This is a genomic window from Mucilaginibacter sp. CAU 1740 (assembly GCF_039839285.1).
GTDB lineage: Bacteria > Bacteroidota > Bacteroidia > Sphingobacteriales > Sphingobacteriaceae > Mucilaginibacter.
The window spans coordinates 113,769-132,676 of record NZ_JBDOQS010000016.1 but is presented as its reverse complement, the minus strand read 5'-3'; the positions used below and the strand labels follow the sequence as shown (position 1 = coordinate 132,676).

At 43.6% G+C, this 18,908-nt stretch carries 11 protein-coding genes and 1 tRNA gene; 9 read left to right on the top strand and 3 right to left on the bottom strand.

Annotated elements, in window-relative coordinates:
• Positions 1-224: 224 nt before the first annotated feature.
• The 3 genes from AAFN85_RS27710 (at position 225) to AAFN85_RS27700 (ending at position 4,595) form a co-directional block, all read left to right on the top strand.
• Positions 225-3,467 carry a GH92 family glycosyl hydrolase gene (locus tag AAFN85_RS27710; protein WP_347531216.1) on the top strand — a complete coding sequence of 1,081 codons (3,243 nt, stop codon included), beginning with the start codon at positions 225-227 and terminating at the stop codon, positions 3,465-3,467.
• Positions 3,468-3,571: 104 nt separating this feature from the next.
• Positions 3,572-3,651 (top strand) — tRNA-Leu (locus AAFN85_RS27705).
• Between the two features lie 149 nt (positions 3,652-3,800).
• On the top strand, positions 3,801-4,595 hold the full coding sequence (locus AAFN85_RS27700) for a hypothetical protein (RefSeq protein WP_347531215.1): 795 nt from the start codon (positions 3,801-3,803) through the stop codon (positions 4,593-4,595).
• A gap of 140 nt (positions 4,596-4,735) precedes the next feature.
• Here AAFN85_RS27700 and AAFN85_RS27695 read toward each other — a convergent pair whose 3' ends face one another.
• Entirely contained in the window at positions 4,736-5,086 is a 351-nt protein-coding gene (locus AAFN85_RS27695; RefSeq protein WP_347531214.1) for a hypothetical protein, read from the bottom strand.
• Positions 5,087-5,092: 6 nt separating this feature from the next.
• Positions 5,093-5,821 carry a uroporphyrinogen-III C-methyltransferase gene (gene cobA / locus AAFN85_RS27690; protein WP_347531213.1) on the bottom strand — a complete coding sequence of 243 codons (729 nt, stop codon included), beginning with the start codon at positions 5,819-5,821 and terminating at the stop codon, positions 5,093-5,095.
• A 290-nt stretch (positions 5,822-6,111) separates the two neighbouring features.
• Between cobA and nirB the strand changes: the two genes are divergently transcribed.
• From nirB to AAFN85_RS27660, 6 genes are all read left to right on the top strand, one after another.
• On the top strand, positions 6,112-8,607 hold the full coding sequence (gene nirB / locus AAFN85_RS27685; RefSeq protein WP_347531212.1) for a nitrite reductase large subunit NirB: 2,496 nt from the start codon (positions 6,112-6,114) through the stop codon (positions 8,605-8,607).
• Between the two features lie 73 nt (positions 8,608-8,680).
• Positions 8,681-9,031 (top strand): nitrite reductase small subunit NirD, encoded by a 351-nt coding sequence (gene nirD / locus AAFN85_RS27680; RefSeq protein WP_347531211.1) that lies wholly within the window; start codon positions 8,681-8,683, stop codon positions 9,029-9,031.
• 729 nt (positions 9,032-9,760) lie between these two features.
• On the top strand, positions 9,761-11,299 hold the full coding sequence (locus AAFN85_RS27675; RefSeq protein ID WP_347531210.1) for an alginate export family protein: 1,539 nt from the start codon (positions 9,761-9,763) through the stop codon (positions 11,297-11,299).
• Between the two features lie 139 nt (positions 11,300-11,438).
• Entirely contained in the window at positions 11,439-12,728 is a 1,290-nt protein-coding gene (locus AAFN85_RS27670) for an MFS transporter (RefSeq protein ID WP_347531209.1), read from the top strand.
• Between the two features lie 10 nt (positions 12,729-12,738).
• Entirely contained in the window at positions 12,739-16,251 is a 3,513-nt protein-coding gene (locus AAFN85_RS27665) for a molybdopterin-dependent oxidoreductase (protein ID WP_347531208.1), read from the top strand.
• 1 nt (position 16,252) lies between these two features.
• Positions 16,253-17,701 (top strand): rubredoxin, encoded by a 1,449-nt coding sequence (locus AAFN85_RS27660; protein WP_347531207.1) that lies wholly within the window; start codon positions 16,253-16,255, stop codon positions 17,699-17,701.
• A 230-nt stretch (positions 17,702-17,931) separates the two neighbouring features.
• On the opposite strand, the gene AAFN85_RS27655 is transcribed toward AAFN85_RS27660, so the two are convergent.
• Complete coding sequence (locus AAFN85_RS27655; RefSeq protein ID WP_347531206.1) at positions 17,932-18,147, bottom strand: hypothetical protein; 216 nt, start codon at positions 18,145-18,147, stop codon at positions 17,932-17,934.
• Between the last annotated feature and the right edge of the window lie 761 nt (positions 18,148-18,908).

The window sequence follows — 18,908 nt, the reverse complement described above, 5'->3', positions numbered from 1 at the left end:
TTAAGACTTTTTAAGTTCCCCTCTTGAGAGGGGGCGCAAGGGGAAAGAGCGGTAGCTGGGGTGTGTTATACGATTGATTTGTCAAAGCAGAAACACACCCCGCCGCCCCTCTCAAGAGGGGAATCGCACAGCCCCTGGCTTTTATTAAGAGGAAACTCTGCCTCGCTGAAGATAAAATTGTTGTGGGGTTTCCTGCAATTATTGTTTTTTAAAAGAAAACTGATTTGAAAAAGCATCTCCCACTAATTTTATTCACCGTTCTATCGCTTATACTAAGCAATAAGACTGTTGCCCAGCTGGCAAACCATCTGCAACACGTAAATCCATTTATAGGCACAGGCAAAAGCAATGTATTTACCAAATGGGGTAGCGAGGGCGGTACTTACCCCGGTGCGGTTGTACCCTCGGGATATATCCAATTAAGTCCTGAAACCCGCAACGGTAAAGGTTACAATTATGCCGATACCGGTATTTGCTATTTCAGCTGCTTCAGGCACATGAGTGGTTTTCCCGAAGGCTCGGCGGGCAGTTTTCATATCATGCCGGTTAATGCTACAGATAAAATGGAGCATGGTACATTTAGCAGAAAATTCTCGCATGCCAATGAAACCGCCACACCCGGATATTACAAAGTAAAGTTTAATGACGATGGCACAACGGTTGAAGCTACCGCAACCACAAGAACCGGTCTGTTCCGCTTCGCTTTCCCAGTAGAGGTAACCCCGCAGATCTATATTTCAGATGCCGGAGAACTTACCGTAATAAACAACAGGCAATTAAAGGCTTCCAATAACAATGCTGTAATCAATTTCACCGAAGCTTATACCGATAAAAAACAGGTTGAAGGTGGCTGGCTCTTCACTTTCAAATCAAGCAACGGTACTACTATCGGCCTTAAAATAAGCGCCTCATCTATCGATCACGATGGTGCACAAAACAATATTGACAAGGAAGTTGGCACAGCATCATTTGATGAAATTCATAGCCGTGCAGAGCGTGAATGGCTTCATAAATTAGCGGTGGTGGATGTTAACGATAGCAACGAACAAAACAAAACTGTTTTTTACACCGCACTGTACCATGCGCTTTTAATACCATGGGTTACTGACGATGCTGATGGCAGGTACAAAGGCGCAGACGGTAAGGTTCATCAAAAATCTGGTACTAACCAGTATGGGGCATTTTCGCCATGGGATACTTTTCGGTCCTTGCATCCATTGTTAACACTTCTTTATCCTGATAAGCAGAAAGACGTAATATTATCCATGCTTGATATCTACAAGCAAACTGGTCACTTACCAACCGAATCGATGACGGGCAACCACGCTATTCCTATTATTGTTGATAGCTACTTGAAAGGTGTTACCGGTTTTGATAAGCAGCTGATCTACACTGCTATGAAAAAAAGCATTTTAGAACCTCCATTTGTACAAACCGATATGGAGATCTATAACAAGCAGGGATACATTCCTTTCACCCGCTCCGAGTCGGTTACCCGCACGGTTGAGTATGCTTATGATGATTGGGCACTATCGCAGTTTGCAAAGCAGGTGATCCATAATGATAAAGACTATAAGTTATTGCAACAGCGCGGTTTCAACTACCGCAATCTGCTCAATACAGATCAGTTACTAATGCTGCCCCGGAATAACGATGAGTTTAAACATGATCCGGGGATGTCGGGTTATAAAGAAGGCGACAAGTGGGTGTATTCCTATTTCGTTCCGCATAATACTAAAGATCTGATCAATATTACTGGGGGAAACACGCAGTTTTCATCCCGTTTAGATTCAGCTCTCTCGGATGCTATCCCCTTTGATAACGAAACCGTATTTCACGTGCCTTACCTGTTTAACCAGGCAGGCAGACCATCATTAACCCAAAAATGGCTGCGCGAAATTATGCTGCAGCGCTTTGGCAACAGCCCCGGTGGTTTGCCGGGTAATGATGATTTGGGTTCAACTTCAAGCTGGTATTTGTTTAGTGCCATGGGCATTTACCCGGTTTGTCCCGGCAGACCATATTACGCTATCGGCACGCCATTGTTTAAATCGGTAACCCTCCACCTGCCTAACGGTAAAAATTTTACCATTAATGCTAATGGTTCATCGTTAGAAAACAATTATGTAAAAAGCGTAGCTATCAACGGCAAATCCTTGCAGCAATTAACCTTGCCGCACGCGGTGTTGGTATCTGGCGGCTCAATGACTTTCGATATGACTAATAAAGCCAGCCAATGGCCGTTAGATAAAAATCCGGTTGTGCTATCCGAAACCATGCGGGATCCAAAGTTTAAGGTTCTCGATTATACTTTATCAACTAAAAATATCAGGGTTAACCAGCCTTTTACAGTTCGCTTTTCAATAAGCAATGCCGGAGCTTCCGGTGTTAAAATTGTACGATTATTGGTAAACGGTAAGCCGTACGCTTATAAAAATTGCATGGTGGCTTCGGGTGAGGTGAAAAAAGATTCGATAGTTTGCCGCCTTTATCCTTTAGGTAAAACAACGTTGACTTTGGAAGGCATGCCCGTTACAGTAGTTGAGGTAAAACCATCGGCAAATGCTCCGGCCCAACCCTTTAAAATTACAGAACTGGCCGCTGTGCCCATGATAAGGCTAAATGAGCAACAGCAGATCAGTTACCTGGTGCAAAACATTGGCGGTGTAAAACGATCCTTTCAAATCCCGGTTACCAAAAACGATACGCTGCTTTTTACCGATACGGTTGAATTACTGCCAGGCGAAAAGCAACTGATTAAACATTCAGCCAATGCTGCTTCAGCAGGTTTTCAAAAACTTTCGGTTGGTGAAGCTCATTTTACTTATAAGGTTTACCGGGATAATAAAGCTTCGTTGCTGCTCGATCTTTCCCCCGTAAATTATACTACAGATAAGATAATAAAAGATGCATCGGGCTATCAAAATAATGGCCATATCATCACCTCGTCGAACCCTGCAGGTAAGCTGAGTTTCAACGAAAATACCTTTATTGAAGTGCCCAACGCCCCATCACTGGATAATATGGGTGAAACCATCACCATGATGGGCTGGGTTTACCCAACCGGAAATGAACGCGGATTGGTTGATATGATCACCAAGGGCGACAGCCATGTTTTGCAGGTAAGCGACCATAAAACCCTCACTTTTTTTGCCGGAGGCTGGGGCCGCGGCGATTGCACCGTTAACCTTCCTGCCGACTGGAACGATAAGTGGCACCATATAGCAGGTGTTTGCAGCGGCAAAACGCTTTATCTATACATCGACGGAGTGCTTGCCGGTACAACCGTGGTTGAAACCTTAGCCAATCTCTCCATCAATAATAAATGGACTTTAGGCCGTAATGAAGAATTTCCATCCGAACGTATTTTTCATGGAGACATAGATAAGGTGAAAGTTTATAAAGAACCTTTAACCGCGGATGAGATCAGGACGATTGTTGATAGCGAACGGGATGAGTTGAAATAGCAGATACAAAAAAACTTTTTTGATAATTCATGCATCTACGTTTGCACTTGTAAAGTATTTATCTACATTTGCAGCCCGCTTGTAAGGGAATCAACTTACAAAATGCCCAGATGGCGGAATTGGTAGACGCGCTGGTCTCAAACACCTGTGGGAAACCGTGCCGGTTCGACTCCGGCTCTGGGTACAACCCTCTCTAAAGTACTTTAGAGAGGGTTTTTAATTTAGCCGATTTTTTAATCTTGTTTCTCTTCTATAACATGATATTTTGGTTCGACTCCAACTCACATTAATTTGATAAATTCATAGTTTTACTATTCTAATTGAGTATTTCAAATGAAGGATGAGGATTATAAACCATTCTACTTAAATGATATCGTTGAAATAAATGAAGGATATTACATTTTGAATGGATTTCCACAATACGATTTCAATGAAGATTTACATTACGAATTACACATTCAATCAAATAATCCCTTAAAAATTATCGAGTATTATATTGATGATTGGATATACGTTGATTTAATTTCGTCAAGCGAATTAGAAATCTGGACTGGTGAGTTCGAATCTGAAAGATGTAGTGACGGTAGCATAACCTATACTAATTACTCTTACAAGATGATCGAAAAGACTTCAAAAGATGAATGGAAACCAAAAGTTAAAGACTTAGAAGTTAAATTTAACAGTCTACTACACGAACGCTTACCTGCGTACACTTTGACAAGAAACAAAGTTGCTGATAACTTTAAAAGAATATACAAGGAGGTTTTTCCGGATGACAACAACACCGAAAATGCTCATAATTTTCTTTTTAGATCTTTATATGGGTTTCCTCAACATAATCTCGTTCATGAAGCTTATTTGCATTCGCTTGTAAATCCCAACAAAAAACTAATATTATTCAAGGATTGGAAATTAGATTATCAGCTTTTAGAAATAAAGTATAATAATCTGTTAGATATAGATTTGGAAGATTATGATATAATAAAAAAGCATGTAATTGATATTTACCAAAATATGTTCAGTCACATGCTTCCAAATCTGAAATATCAATTTAAAGATGTTGATGAGAAAAAACACACTGTGCTTTTTGACTCCATAATTAAAGTGCTTGATAAAACAGAATTTTAATTATCCATAATTATTGCATTGGTTTTTATTGGGATGTTGGCTATTCGCTTTAAATCTTCAATAAATTGATTCGACCTGACTAAGTCCGGGAGTACAAAGCCCCGATAGCAATATCGGGGCTTTGCTGTTTTATAGGCTTTTTAGCACACTCCCGCCGGATGCGGATAATTATCACTTTGATCTTCTATAACATTATCCAAACACACAAAATCCTTTTCAATAAGTAAATAAAGCTGTGGATCGTTACTTTCAAAGCCAATGCGTTCGGTATTTGTCCATTCATAAGCCATATCCAGCGGCATGTATATGGTAATGCAGTTGTTGTTAAAGCCTGCTGTTAGTTCCGAATTTGCCGAGCGTTGCAGGGCATATTTAAAAACCTGAGTACCAAAACTGGTTGTCTCTTCCAAATATCCATCTCTGTCAAAATTGGCTACATCGGTTTTAGTGAGCCTGTAACGTATCGAATTGCCTTTTATCCTGATCTTCATATTTGTTTAGTTTTTAACGTTAACCACATCGCCTATAATAATAATGGCTGGATAGGTGAGTTTATTTGTTTCGGCTATGGCTACCAGATCCTGAACCCTGCCTTTTGCCGATTTTTGATTGGGGAGCGATGCATGTTGAATAATAGCGGCCGGGGTATCACCTTTGCCGTTGTCTATGTATGCTTTGGCGATTTCGGCCAGTTTTTTCATGCCCATATATATAACTACGGTGGCGTTGCTATGCATGGCGCAGGTAAGGTCGGCACTTAGGCGGCCGTCTTTTTTGGTGCCGGTTACCATCCATACGCTTTCGCTGGCAGTGCGGTGGGTTAGGGGGATATCTTCCAGTCCGCAAGCCTGGGCGCTGGTAACGCCAGGGATATAATGAGTTTCGATACCATGTTCGCGCGCGTAAATGATCTCCTCAAACCCTCTGCCGAATATAAAAGGATCGCCGCCTTTCAGCCTTACTACATTGCCCTTTTCAAAGGCGTATTGTTTTATCAGTTCGTGAATGGTTTCCTGCGGGGTATAATCGCCGTAAGGTTGTTTGCCAACGTATACCTTTTCGCAATCATCGCCGGCAATGTCTAACAGTTCTTTGTTAGCTAAATTATCATATAGTATAACTTTTGCATGTTGTAATGCCTTAAAACCCTTCACTGTTATCAATTCCGGGTCTCCTGGCCCTGCTCCAAGTACAAATAATTGCGGTTTGGTATTGTTTTTTATCATTATTTCAATTTAAATGTTGAAAAATGTCTGTTTAAGTCTTTTTATTTTGATTGATTTTGTAAAATATCTAAAAAATTAAATTTTATATCGAATAAAAATGACTTAAATTATATTAATATGTCTAATTTATGAATTTAAAATCTATTTAACATGATTTATTTAATAAAAAATTGAATAAAAACTTTCATTTGATAGTTTTTAATGTTATTATTGTGATGTAAAACGGATTCGAGGTCGCATTTGGGTTTGTTTTTAGTTTGAAATTGCTTTAACACTTAAAAAATTACGGTATGTCGAAACCAATTGTCATTGTAGCGGGCAACGGAATGGTGGGTTATAAGTTTTGCGAGAAACTTTTAGCCAAATCATCACAATTTCAGGTTATTGTTTTTGGCGAAGAGCCGCGTCATGCCTACGATAGGGTTCACCTGAGCGAATACTTTAATGGCAAAACTGCCGATGATCTTTCGCTTTCTACGTTATCATGGTATCATGAAAATGATATTCAACTTCACCTCGGCGATGCTATCCAGGAAATAAACCGCGCCGAAAAAACTATCCATTCTTTAAAAGGTATCACCCTTAAATACGATTATCTTGTTTTGGCTACCGGCTCATCGGCTTTTGTGCCCGATGTGCCTGGGATTGAAAAGGAAGGTGTTTTTGTATATCGCACTATTGAAGATCTGGAATTGATCAAGGCCTGCGCGGCTAATGCTAAATCGGGTGCAGTATTAGGTGGCGGTTTGCTGGGTTTGGAAGCGGCTAAAGCCCTTATCGATCTCGGCATTCATGAAACACATGTAATTGAATTTGCACCGAGGTTAATGCCGAGGCAAATTGATTCGGCAGGTAGTAGTATGCTGCAGATGAAATTGAGTCAGTTGGGCTTGCATATCCATTTAAATAAAAGTACGGCCGAAATTGTTGGTCATGGTAAAATAGAATCCCTTCGTTTTAATGATGAGAGTAAGCTGGCGGTTGACATGCTGGTGATCTCGGCCGGGATCCGTCCGCGCGATGAGCTGGCCCGTTTGGCTGACCTGCATGTAGGCACCCGTGGCGGCATTATAGTGAACCCGCAAATGCAAACCAGCGATGAAAATATTTATGCTATTGGCGAGTGTGCGCTTTACGAGGGTATGATTTACGGCCTGGTAGCTCCGGGCTATGAAATGGCCGATATTGTGGCCTCGCACCTAACAAGCGGTGCGAAATCTTTCTACGGCTATGATATGAGTACCAAGCTTAAGTTGATTGGTGTGGATGTAGCCAGCTTTGGCGATGCTTTTATAACCGAACCGGATTGTCGTACTATTTTATTTGAGGATACGCATAAGGGGATATATAAACGCATAAATATCAGTAACGATGGCAAACAGCTTTTGGGCGGTATTTTAATTGGCGATGCCGATGCTTACAATATGCTGCTGCAAACGGTAAATAATAAAATTGTATTGCCGCCCGATCCTGAAGATCTGATCCTCGGCTCGCGCGGTGGCGCGGCTGCCGAAGGTGCAGGCGTAATGAATTTGCCCGATGATGCGTTGATCTGCTCGTGTGAGGCGGTTACCAAGGCGGCGATCTGCTCAGCAGTGAATGAGCAGAGTGTTACAGGTATTGATGGGATGAAAAAATGTACCAAAGCCGGTACCGGTTGCGGTGGCTGCGTGCCGATGGTAAAAGACCTGATTGCTGGGACCATGAAGGCGAACGGGCAATACATTAAAAATGTGATCTGCGAGCACTTTGATTATTCGCGCCAGGAACTTTTTGACCTGGTAAAAATCAATCAACTTAAAAACTACGACCTGGTGCTTGATCATTACGGCAAAGGCGATGGTTGCGAGGTTTGCAAACCGATAGTTGCCAGTATCCTCTCCAGTTTATGGAACGATGTAATTGTAAAGCAGGAAACCATACAGGATAGTAACGATCGTTTTTTGGCAAATATTCAAAAAGGCGGCACTTACTCAGTAGTGCCACGGATTCCGGGCGGTGAAATTACACCGGATAAACTGATCGTGATTGGTCAGGTAGCTAAAAAATACGGACTATACACAAAAATTACCGGCGGTCAGCGGATTGATATGTTCGGCGCGCATTTGAGTGATCTGCCCATAATTTGGGAAGAGCTTATCGATGCCGGTTTTGAAAGCGGGCATGCTTATGGTAAAGCTTTGCGTACCGTGAAAAGTTGCGTGGGGAGTACCTGGTGCAGGTTTGGTTTGCACGATAGTGTGAGCTTTGCCATTGAGGTAGAAGATAGGTATAAAGGTATCCGCGCTCCGCATAAAATTAAAGGTGGTGTGAGTGGTTGCGTGCGCGAGTGTGCCGAAGCGCAATCGAAAGATTTTGGAATAATAGCCACCGAAAAAGGCTGGAATTTATATGTATGCGGCAACGGCGGCTCCAAACCGCAGCACGCACAGCTGCTGGCTACGGACATTGATAAAGAAACGGTGATAAAATACCTCGACAGGTTTTTGATGTTTTACATTAAAACTGCCGATCAGCTTACCCGTACCGCTACCTGGTTAAATAAACTGGACGGCGGCATGAGTTACCTCAAAAACGTAATAGTGAACGATAGCTTGGGTTTGGCCGCTCAGTTAGAAGAGGAAATGCAGGCGCTGGTAAATACCTATCACTGCGAGTGGAAGGAAGTAATTGAAAGCCCGGCTATGCGCAAACGCTTCGCGCATTTTATTAACGCCCCCGAAGAAAAAGATCCGCATGCTGAATTTGTGCCTATGCGCGACCAGGTGCGGGCTAAGGAGTGGTAGATTTTTAAGCCTGAAGTTTTAAGTCGGTAGTCTCAAGTAAGTTTTTAATCGAAAGTATTTTAAAGAAATTACAATGGAAGCAACAGTAGCAATAAACTGGGTATTGGCTTGTTATGTAGATGATGTGCCTGAAAATGGTGGTTCATGCATCAAGCATGGCGATGAGCAGATAGCTATTTTTAATTTTACCCGCCGGGGTGAGTGGTATGCAACGCAAAATCTTTGTCCGCATAAACAGCAAATGGCTATATCGCGCGGCATGATCGGTAGTTCGGGCGAAAATTGTGAGCCAAAGGTGGCTTGTCCGTTTCATAAAAAAGCATTTTCGTTGTTAACTGGCGAGTGTTTGGGTGAAGAAGAGTTGGTTATTAAAACATATCCGGTTATGGTATCTGAAGGGAAAGTTTTTGTGGGGATTGGGTAGCGTAGGGTATTGCAGCACGTTGGTTGGATAGTTTTGTCTGAACTCGAATTTGGGGGAATTATTAGAATTTTTTGAATTTGCTTAGTATTCTGGTAATTCTTTAATTCCCTAAAATTTCGGTTCAGACAAAAGCGTTAGGGATAGGAATGGAAAGCCCGGAGCGCAAGTGGGGATTGTGCGCTGGCAAGGCGAGGACTTGGAATGGATAGCCCGGCCGCAGGCAACGCCCTGATTTTTAAATGTAAATTTTCTGGTAATATGTTCCAATAAAAAGCATTTGGTGTAAAAATTAAATGCTTTTTGTTTTTTATGTAGATGTTTTTGTGTTGATTTTTGATTTTTGTGTCTATTTTTTGATATTAATCATGTTTTTGATTGGTGTTTTTTGATTTTATTGCGATTTTTTATGATTGATATTATTGAAATTTCTGTTAAGTAATTGTGAAATCGATATTTTGGTAATTTTTGACCGTGTTAAAATTGAATTTTCTATAAAAAATTAACTTATTTATGATTTTAATCACAAAAATTCACTTTAAAAACTAAAAAATTTGTATCTGTTTGTTAATTGAGATATATTTATGATAATTAAATGCATTTAATTGATCAAAACAGAGAGCCTATGGTGAAACTGAAAAGTATATAAATAAAAAGCCCCGTCGGGAGGTCGCATTCCCAGACGAGGTTAGATAGTTTTTAATCGCTTTAACAAATAAAAAACCAATTCAAATGTACAAAAATGTATGTAATCAATACACTATTGGAAAAATTCTATTAATTATATCATGTTTTGTATCCTATAACGCCTCAGCACAGCTCAGTTTAACCGGGCAGATCAAAACAAGGGGCGAATTACGTGATGGTTATGGAACTTTAGAACCAATAGGTAACAAAAACGCGGCTTTCGTATCGCAACGAACGCGGCTCACCTTCAATTACAAAAGCAGCAAGCTTATTTTTCAAACATCGGTACAGGATGTAAGGCTTTGGGGGCAGGATGCCTCAACCATTACCATTAATGATGGTAGTCGTTTAAGCCTTCATGAAGCCTGGGCCGAGCTCATCCTCTCCAACAAAAAAGATACTTCCTTCAAAATTTCGCCTGTTGATTATTTCGCCATCAAGGCCGGTCGACAAGAGATTAGTTATGACGATGAACGCCTCCTTGGCGCTACCGACTGGATCCAGCAGGCCCGCCGCCATGATGCCATTGTGCTGAAACTTGTTCAATCGGGCTGGCAGGTTGATGTTGGTGCGGCTTTTAACCAAAGTTCGGATGCTATTAATTATAATGGTACCTATTACACACCAGCCAACGTACCCGCTACCATAAAAGATAGCAAAGGTAATTTGGCCAATACGCCTGCCGGGTTTATACCGCTGGTTAATGCATCAGGCGTAAGCTCAAAAACAGGAAGCCCTTCATTTTTAAACCCGCCCGGCACCAACGGGCAAAACCAAAACTATAAAGCACTTGAATATCTCTACTTCGCCAAAAAAATTAATAAAACCAAGCTGACCGGTCTTGTTTTGAGTGATCAGTTTGCCAAATACAAGCTCGACTCGGTAAAGAATACCGCGGGAGAGGATGTGGGTTACATTTATGGCCGCAGGTATAATCAGCCGGGCGTAAATACCCGCTACACAACAGGCCTGTTATTAAACCCAGTTTGGGGCAGCAAAGATCAGTGGGCCGCGACCGGCGGTTTTTACTATCAAGGCGGGCATGACCGCGATGGTGCCGACTTAAGCGCCTATACTTACACCCTATCTCTATCCTACAAAAACAGCAATGTGTGTTACACCGGTGGCTGGGATTATTTATCAGGTAATGATGCGTTTTCTACCTCAAAAACCAATCACAGATTTGATCCGCTTTATGGCACGCCACACAAGTTTTGGGGCTACATGGATTATTTTTATGCAGGCAGCGGATCGCCAACCGGAGGTTTAAGCAATCCTTATCTTAAAATAAAATATACCTCAGACAACAAACGTTTCAGCACCGAACTGGCTAACCATTATTTCCTGTTAGCTAAAGATCAAAAGGGGACAGACGGGCAAGCCATAGGCAAATATCTCGGTACGGAGTTCGACCTCTCCACCGGCTACAAGCTTAACAAATTTACCAATGTTGATTTGGGCTTATCCTACATGGCTGCAACGCATAGTATGGAATATGCTAAGGCTTTAACACCGGGCAACAATAAGCTGAACCCCGTGTGGGCATACCTGCAACTCAATATCAAACCCGAGTTTTTGAATTGAGCTGAAAGCTTAAGGCTCAAAGCCGAAAGCAAGAGTATAAGCAGACAGCTCAAAGTCAAAGGCTAAGCTGGTAAATGAAGAGAATTAATTGTAAAACAAAAGCTTTCAGCCTTCGGCTTTGAGCTTTAAGCTTAAAAAAATGAAACAACTTACCAAACTCAACATATTTTCATTAAAAGGTGTGCAGATGCGCACCTTCCATATCACCTGGTTAATGTTCTTTGTGTGCTTTTTCGGCTGGTTTGGCCTGGCACCGCTGATGCCAACCATCCGTGCCGAACTGCATTTAACCAAAGCCCAGGTGGGTAATACCATCATTGCCTCGGTAGCGGCAACAATTTTGGCCCGCCTTATAATAGGTAAGCTTTGCGATAGCTGGGGGCCTCGTAAAACCGCCGTAAGGTTACTCCTCGTTGGCTCGTTACCGGTATTTTTTGTTGGTTTAGCGCACGATTATACGTCGTTTTTATTGTTCAGGCTGGCTATTGGCGTAATAGGTTCATCGTTTGTAATTACCCAGTTCCATACCTCAATGATGTTTGCGCCCAACATAAAAGGTACGGCCAATGCGGTAACCGGCGGCTGGGGCAACCTGGGCGGCGGCGTAACCAATATGGTAATGCCCCTGATATTCGCGGCCATAGTAGGCTTTGGCTATACCAAAGCCGAAGCCTGGCGCTATGCCATGATCGTACCCGGCGTAATGATGCTGCTCATCGCGTTGTTGTACCAAAAGTTTACTAAAGATACCCCGGATGGTAACTACGACGAGATAGGCCGCTCGGCCACCAAATCAAAAACCGATTGGTCGATATTAACCGATTGGCGTATCTGGGCGCTTACCATGGCCTACGCCATGTGCTTTGGTATGGAGATCACTTTTGATAACGTAGCCTCCCTGCATTTTGTTGATACTTTCCACTTGTCACAAAGTTCGGCTGGCTTTTGGGCTGGCATTTTCGGGTTCATGAACCTGTTTGCAAGGGCTTTGGGGGGTATGGTATCTGATAAGGTAGGTGGCAAATTTGGTATGCGAGGCAAAGGATTGTTGCTGGCAGGTGTGTTATTATTAGAAGGTATCGGCTTGATACTGTTTGCCAGCTCGGGCAACTTAACGGCGGCTATTGTTTCGATGCTGTCGTTCGCGCTGTTCCTCAAAATGTCTAACGGGGCTACTTATGGTATAGTGCCATTTATCAACTCAAAAAATGTAGGTATGGTAAGCGGCATAGTTGGCGCGGGCGGTAACCTTGGCGGGATGCTGTTTGGCTTCCTATTCAAATCAGAATCGATCACTTATGTGCAGGCATTTACTTATATCGGTATCACAGTGATGGTGGTATCGCTTATTGTGTTTGTAACCCGTTTTCAGAAACAAACAGTTACCGAACCTGCTAAAGAAGTTGTTTTAGCCGGAGAATTAGCTTAAAGCTCAAAAAATGAAGCGCTCACAACAAAATACTTTTACAAGCACCTGCTGTTATTGCGGGGTGGGTTGTGGCGTTGTAATTAATAAAGAAAAAAACGGCAGTATCACGCTTGAGGGCGATAAGGATTACCCCGTAAACAAAGGCATGCTTTGCAGCAAGGGGCTTAATCTGCACCATACCGCCAACGATAAAAGCGACAGGCTGCTGTACCCTCAAATGCGCTACAATAAAAGCATGCCCATGCAAAGGGTAAGCTGGAACGAGGCCCTGGAGCGTACAGCCGCCGTTTTTAAAACTTTTATCAACAAATACGGTCCCGATTCGGTGGCGTTTTATGCCTCTGGGCAATGCCTTACCGAAGAGTATTACGTGGTGAACAAGCTCATTAAAGGTTTCATCGGCAGCAATAACATCGATACCAATTCGCGACTTTGCATGAGCAGCGCGGTTGCCGCTTATAAAATTGCTTTGGGCGAGGATACCGTACCGCTTTGTTATGAAGATATTGAACTGGCCGATTGCTTTTATGTTACCGGTGCCAACCCGGCATGGTGCCATCCTATTTTATGGCGAAGGGTGGAGGCGCACAAAGCTGCCAACCCCAATGTGAAAATCATTGTGGTTGATCCGCGGGCTACGGATACCTGTAGCATTGCCGATCTGCACTTGCAAATCAATCCTGGAACTGATATCACACTTAACCATGCTATTGGGCGGGTACTGATAGAGAACGGCGATATCGATGCCGATTTTGTTACGCATCATGCCGATGGTTTTGAACAATACAGTAAAATTGTTTTCGAGCGCACGGTTGCCGAGGCTGCATTGATATGCGGTGTGAGCGAAAGCGAGATCCGTTTGGCCGCACTTTATATTGGCGAGGCCAAAGGTTTTATTTCGATGTGGACAATGGGGCTTAACCAAAGTGCGGTGGGGGTGAATAAAAACTTAAGTCTCATCAACCTTAATTTAATTACCGGACATATAGGTAAACCCGGCTCTGGTCCGCTATCATTAACCGGGCAGCCTAATGCCATGGGCGGTCGCGAGGTGGGTGGCTTAGCTAATTTGTTGCCGGCGCATCGTAACCTGAATAATCCGGTTCACCGTGCCGAGGTTCAGAAGTTTTGGGGAGGTGCTGAAATTGCCGAAAAACCAGGCCTTACCGCTACCGAAATGTTCGAGGCGCTGAATGATGGCAGGTTAAAAGCCATCTGGATCATGTGTACCAATCCGCTCACCAGTTTGCCTAATGTGCGCATGGCCGAGGAGGCTTTGAAAAAAGCTAAATTTGTGGTGGTACAGGAGATCAGCAACAAACCTGAAACGTTGGCTTATGCAGATGTGATACTCCCCGCCGCTGCCTGGGCCGAAAAGGAGGGAACCATGACCAACTCCGAGCGGCGCATCAGCTATCTCGATAAAATTCTCGATCCACCGGGCGAGGCTTTGCCCGATAGCGAGATCATTTGCCGTTTCGCCCAAAAAATGGGTTATAAAGGGTTCGATTTTAAAGATGCTTCTGAAATTTATGCCGAACATGCTAAACTTACCGCCAAAACTAATATCGATATCAGCGGCTTAAGTTACGAGATCATCAAACAGCAGCGCTCCGTGCAATGGCCGTATAAAAAACGTAGCCCTGCACCGGGCACGCAACGCCTGTTTACCGACAAAAAATTTTATACCGAAAGCGGCAACGCCCGAATCAGCGCGGTACCGGATACCCTCACCAGCGAAATGCCTGATGATGATTTTCCATTTATCCTCACCACAGGCCGCATCCGCGATCAATGGCATACCATGAGCAAAACGGGTAAGGTGAATAAACTTAACCAACACATCAGGCAATCATTTATGGAGATCAATCCTTTTGATGCCGAAGCGTTGGGCCTCAAAGAGGGAGATATTACCATCATCACCTCGCGCAGGGGAGAGATCAGGGTAAAAGCCAAACTATCTCCCGAAATAAAAAAAGGTGTTGTTTTTGTGCCGATGCACTGGGGCAAGATACTGAACAGCGATCTGCACCGGGTAAATAATATCACCAACGATAAGGTTGACCCGATATCGAAAGAACCTGATTTTAAATACTGCGCCGTTAACGTAGTAAAGTTTAAAAAGCCTTTTCAACGGATTGTGGTGGTAGGGGCAGGAGCCGGAGCGCATGGTTTTGTACGCTCATATAGGGAGCTGAATAAAGATGATGAGATCATCATCTTCAATAAAGAAAACCACCCGTTTTATAACCGGGTAATGCTACCCGACTACATCAGCGGCGAACAACGCTGGGAGGAATTGGTTAAAATGACCGACGAAGAAGAACCCGAACTGAACATCAAACTGCACCGCGGTGTAAGCATCGAAAAGATAGATCGCGACAATAAATACGTGTTGGATAGCCGTGGCGTAAAAACTTATTACGATGTGCTATTACTGGCCACAGGTAGCCGCGCCGCTGTACCTAAAAATGTACCCACGCTGCCCGGTATTTTCAGCATGCGCAGTCGGAACGATGCCGATAATTTTAAAAAGCATGTGCCTAAAGGCGGTCATGTAGTTATTGTGGGTGGCGGTTTGTTGGGGCTTGAAATGGCTGCGTCGTTGCGGGAAATTGGTAATACGGTTACCGTTATTCAGCGTACATCAAGGTTTTTAAACCGGCAGTTGGATGAACTGGGCAGCCGGCTTTTGCACGAGGAAATGGTTGACCAGGGCTGCGATATTTTTTATGATGATGAGGTGCAGCTGTTTTATGGTCGCTCAAAACTAACCGGCATCGGGCTGAAAAGCGGTCGCAAAATTGATTGCGATGCCATGATCCTGGCCATAGGTACAACACCTAACCTCGAAATTGCCAAAGAATGCGGACTGGAATGCAAACGCGGTGTAATCGTAAACGAACACTTGCTCACCAGCGACCCGAACATTTACGCCATTGGCGAGATTGCCGAATTTAAAGGCACACTTTACGGCATCACCGCCGCTGCCGAGCAACAAGCCGCAGTAGTTGCAGGTTACATGAACGGCGATATTGCCAGCTATTATAAAGGCAGCCTGTTTATGAACATCATCAAAATTCATGGTTTTGATCTGTGCAGCATCGGCCTGTCCGAATGCCCGGACGATAAGGATTATGAAGAAGTGGTGTTCATCGATAAAGCCAAGCGCTACTATAAAAAATGTATCATTCACCAGGATCGGCTGGTGGGCACCATCCTGATAGGTGATAAAGGCGAGTTCCAGGAGTTCAGGGAGCTGATAGCCAACAAAACTGAGCTAAGCGAAAAGCGCCTCAAACTACTTCGCAGTGGCAAGACCGCCGAACCTGTATTGGGCAAGCTGGTTTGCAGCTGCAATAACGTAGGGGCCGATAATATCCGTAATAAAGTAGCCTCGGGCTGTACCCAACTGGCCGATGTTTGCAGCCAGACCGGTGCCGGAACCGGTTGCGGATCGTGTAAGCCGGAGGTTAAGCGCCTGTTAGATGAAGTTTTGCAACAACAATTAATAAAAGCATAGTATGAGCGGCAAAGTGATCAAAATAAACTTACCCGGCGGCGTAATCTCGGCGGGTGACTTGTACGAGATGCTCATCATCGCTCAAAACTCGGGCGCAAAAAATGTGCGTTTCGGCAACCGACAGCAGTTGTTTTTTGAAGCTGATGATGATAATCTTGAATCATTGGAGTTTGATGTGCTTGGCGCGGGGATAGATTACGAAATTGCCGCCGATGAGTATCCTAACATCACCAGCTCGTACATCGCCGATGGTATCTTTAACCACGATAACTGGCTGAAGGAAGGGGTGTATAAAGATATTTTCGATCTGTTTAATTACAAGCCTCAACTTAAGATCAATATTGTAGATAGCAGCCAAACGTTCGCGCCGTTTTTTACGGGTAATCTCAATTTCATCTCTTCGGGGGTGAGTAATTACTGGTACCTGTATATCCGCTTCCCTAAAACCAATAACTTGTATTGCTGGCCGGTGTTGGTTTATTCGGATGATATTCCTGCTATGGGCAAAGCTGTACAGGAGGTTATATTGAATAACCGCAAGCTTTTTTATGATCAGCCAGAAGCAGATGGCAGCTTGCTTTATGAGTTGGTAACGGCCGACAATAAATTTGTTATTCAATCCATCGAGCAATCACTGGTTATTCCCGAATTTCAGCTGCCTTATTATGAGGGCTTCAACAGGCAGCAGGGCAATAAATATTGGCTGGGCATTTACCGGCGCAATGAACTTTTTGATATCGAATTTTTAAAAGAGATCTGTAATATCTGCCTGCAAACAAGGGTAGGGCAGTTGTATGTTAGTCCTTGGAAATCGTTGTTGGTTAAAAATATCGAACTGAAACACCGGCCTACTTGGGGCGATCTGCTCAATAAATACCGCATAAATGTAAGGCACGCCTCCAACGAGTTAAACTGGCAGGTGGAAGATCTGTGTACTCCATGCCTGGAATTGAAACAACAATTGGTACGTGAATTTGAAGAGGCCGATCTGCGCACTTATCGCCTTAGCTTCGCTATCAAGCGCTCACCTAAGTCAGGTATCTATGGTTCCGTGATGATCCGCGAACGCCGGCCCGATGAGTATGAAATTATCCACACCCGCGATTTTAATCATAACACCCGTGATTTTGTGGTTTATAAATCGGATATCAACAAGGCTGAATTAAGTAAGCACCTTATCGAACTTTGTGACCTGTTTTATCAGCAGCTAAGTGCGGGGAAACCTGTGGCGATAAATATCGGGAAAGATGACGCTCAAGCTATTGCTCCTAAAATGATCCATCAGTGTAAAAACTGCTTTACTGTTTATGATGAAGTTTATGGCGATGAATTAAACGGGATTCCTGCAAATACGCCTTTTGCTGATATTGCCAATTATGAATGCCCGGTTTGTTGTAGTGGTAAGGAAGATTTTGTTTTGGTTGAAAGTCCGGGAAAGGTGGTAGTTTAGGCAAACAACTCCTCAGCTATGGTAGACTTAAATGTTATAAAGGTTAAATTAAGGGACTTGCATGGCTGCACCAGAGGTGCAAAAGCTTTGTAGAAATGAAAAAGTCAGAGCTTTGATGTGCCAGAGGTACATAACACCAGCGTTCCGTACCTCTGGCACGGCTGATCAGGTCGTAGGTTTTACTACAAAGCTGTTCCCGCTCTGGGGGAGGCTCGCGGCGATATGCTGATTTATTCCTGGGATAACACCGTTGCAACAACCGAATCGATCAACTCCTGCGACATTTGCATCACATTAGCCGATGCGTTTCTCCATTTTTCGCCCTGCTTCCTTAAGGTGTAAGGCGTGCTGTACATCGTGATCTTGATCCGTTCCGGGGTTTGATCTACAATATAAAAATAAAAGATCCTGGTCTCTAATTGGGCTGCTAATCTTTCGGTGCTCATCGTGGGGCGAAGATAAAATAACTTCGGGAGTTATAATTGTTAAGATAGCGGAATGTTCAATTATAGCAATTACCGTCAGCAGGAAAGCTTCGGGCGAAAGCGGGCAGAACGATGGTGGCCTTGAGCGCAGGAAGTGGCATAGCTACTTTTTGCAGAAGAGTGGGGCTTTGAGCGAACGCAGTAGGGCAAAATTTAGCAGCCCGTGGTTCTGCCCGATTTGCAGGGCAGAGGCAAGCGGTGGGGGATAGCGCGTCGGCCGTAGCGCAAAGAAGCCTTCCTGGTGACTTGATTTTTGGTTCTTTTTATCAAGAAAAAGAACAAAGCCTACCCGCGGCGATTGAGCGGGCCAATGCTTTTGGGATAACAGAAAGCTGTTAGAACAAAATAGCCATCATGAAAGTGTCGCTGTTCAAATGGCTTTCGTTATTCTCGTTAGATAACAGGCTTTGGTTCAATATAACTAACACGGTCGCCCTCTTGGCCGGGCGGGGCCAGGTACTTTTGTCTTGACACAAAAGTACCCAAAAAGTCAAGACAAAAAAAGCTTCCCCCCCGCAATGCATACTCCCGGCCCGCTTTTCTGTCAGGCCACCGCGCACTTTGATCGTAGCCGATATTAAACGTAAATAGCACGCGGGAGACGCATGTGACGCGTCTCTACTTAAAAAAAACTTCGTTTTCGCCTTTTTAAGCCCCTCCAACTTACAAATCCAATAATTATTATATAATTTCTATAGAAATAGTAGTATTTATCAATTCTT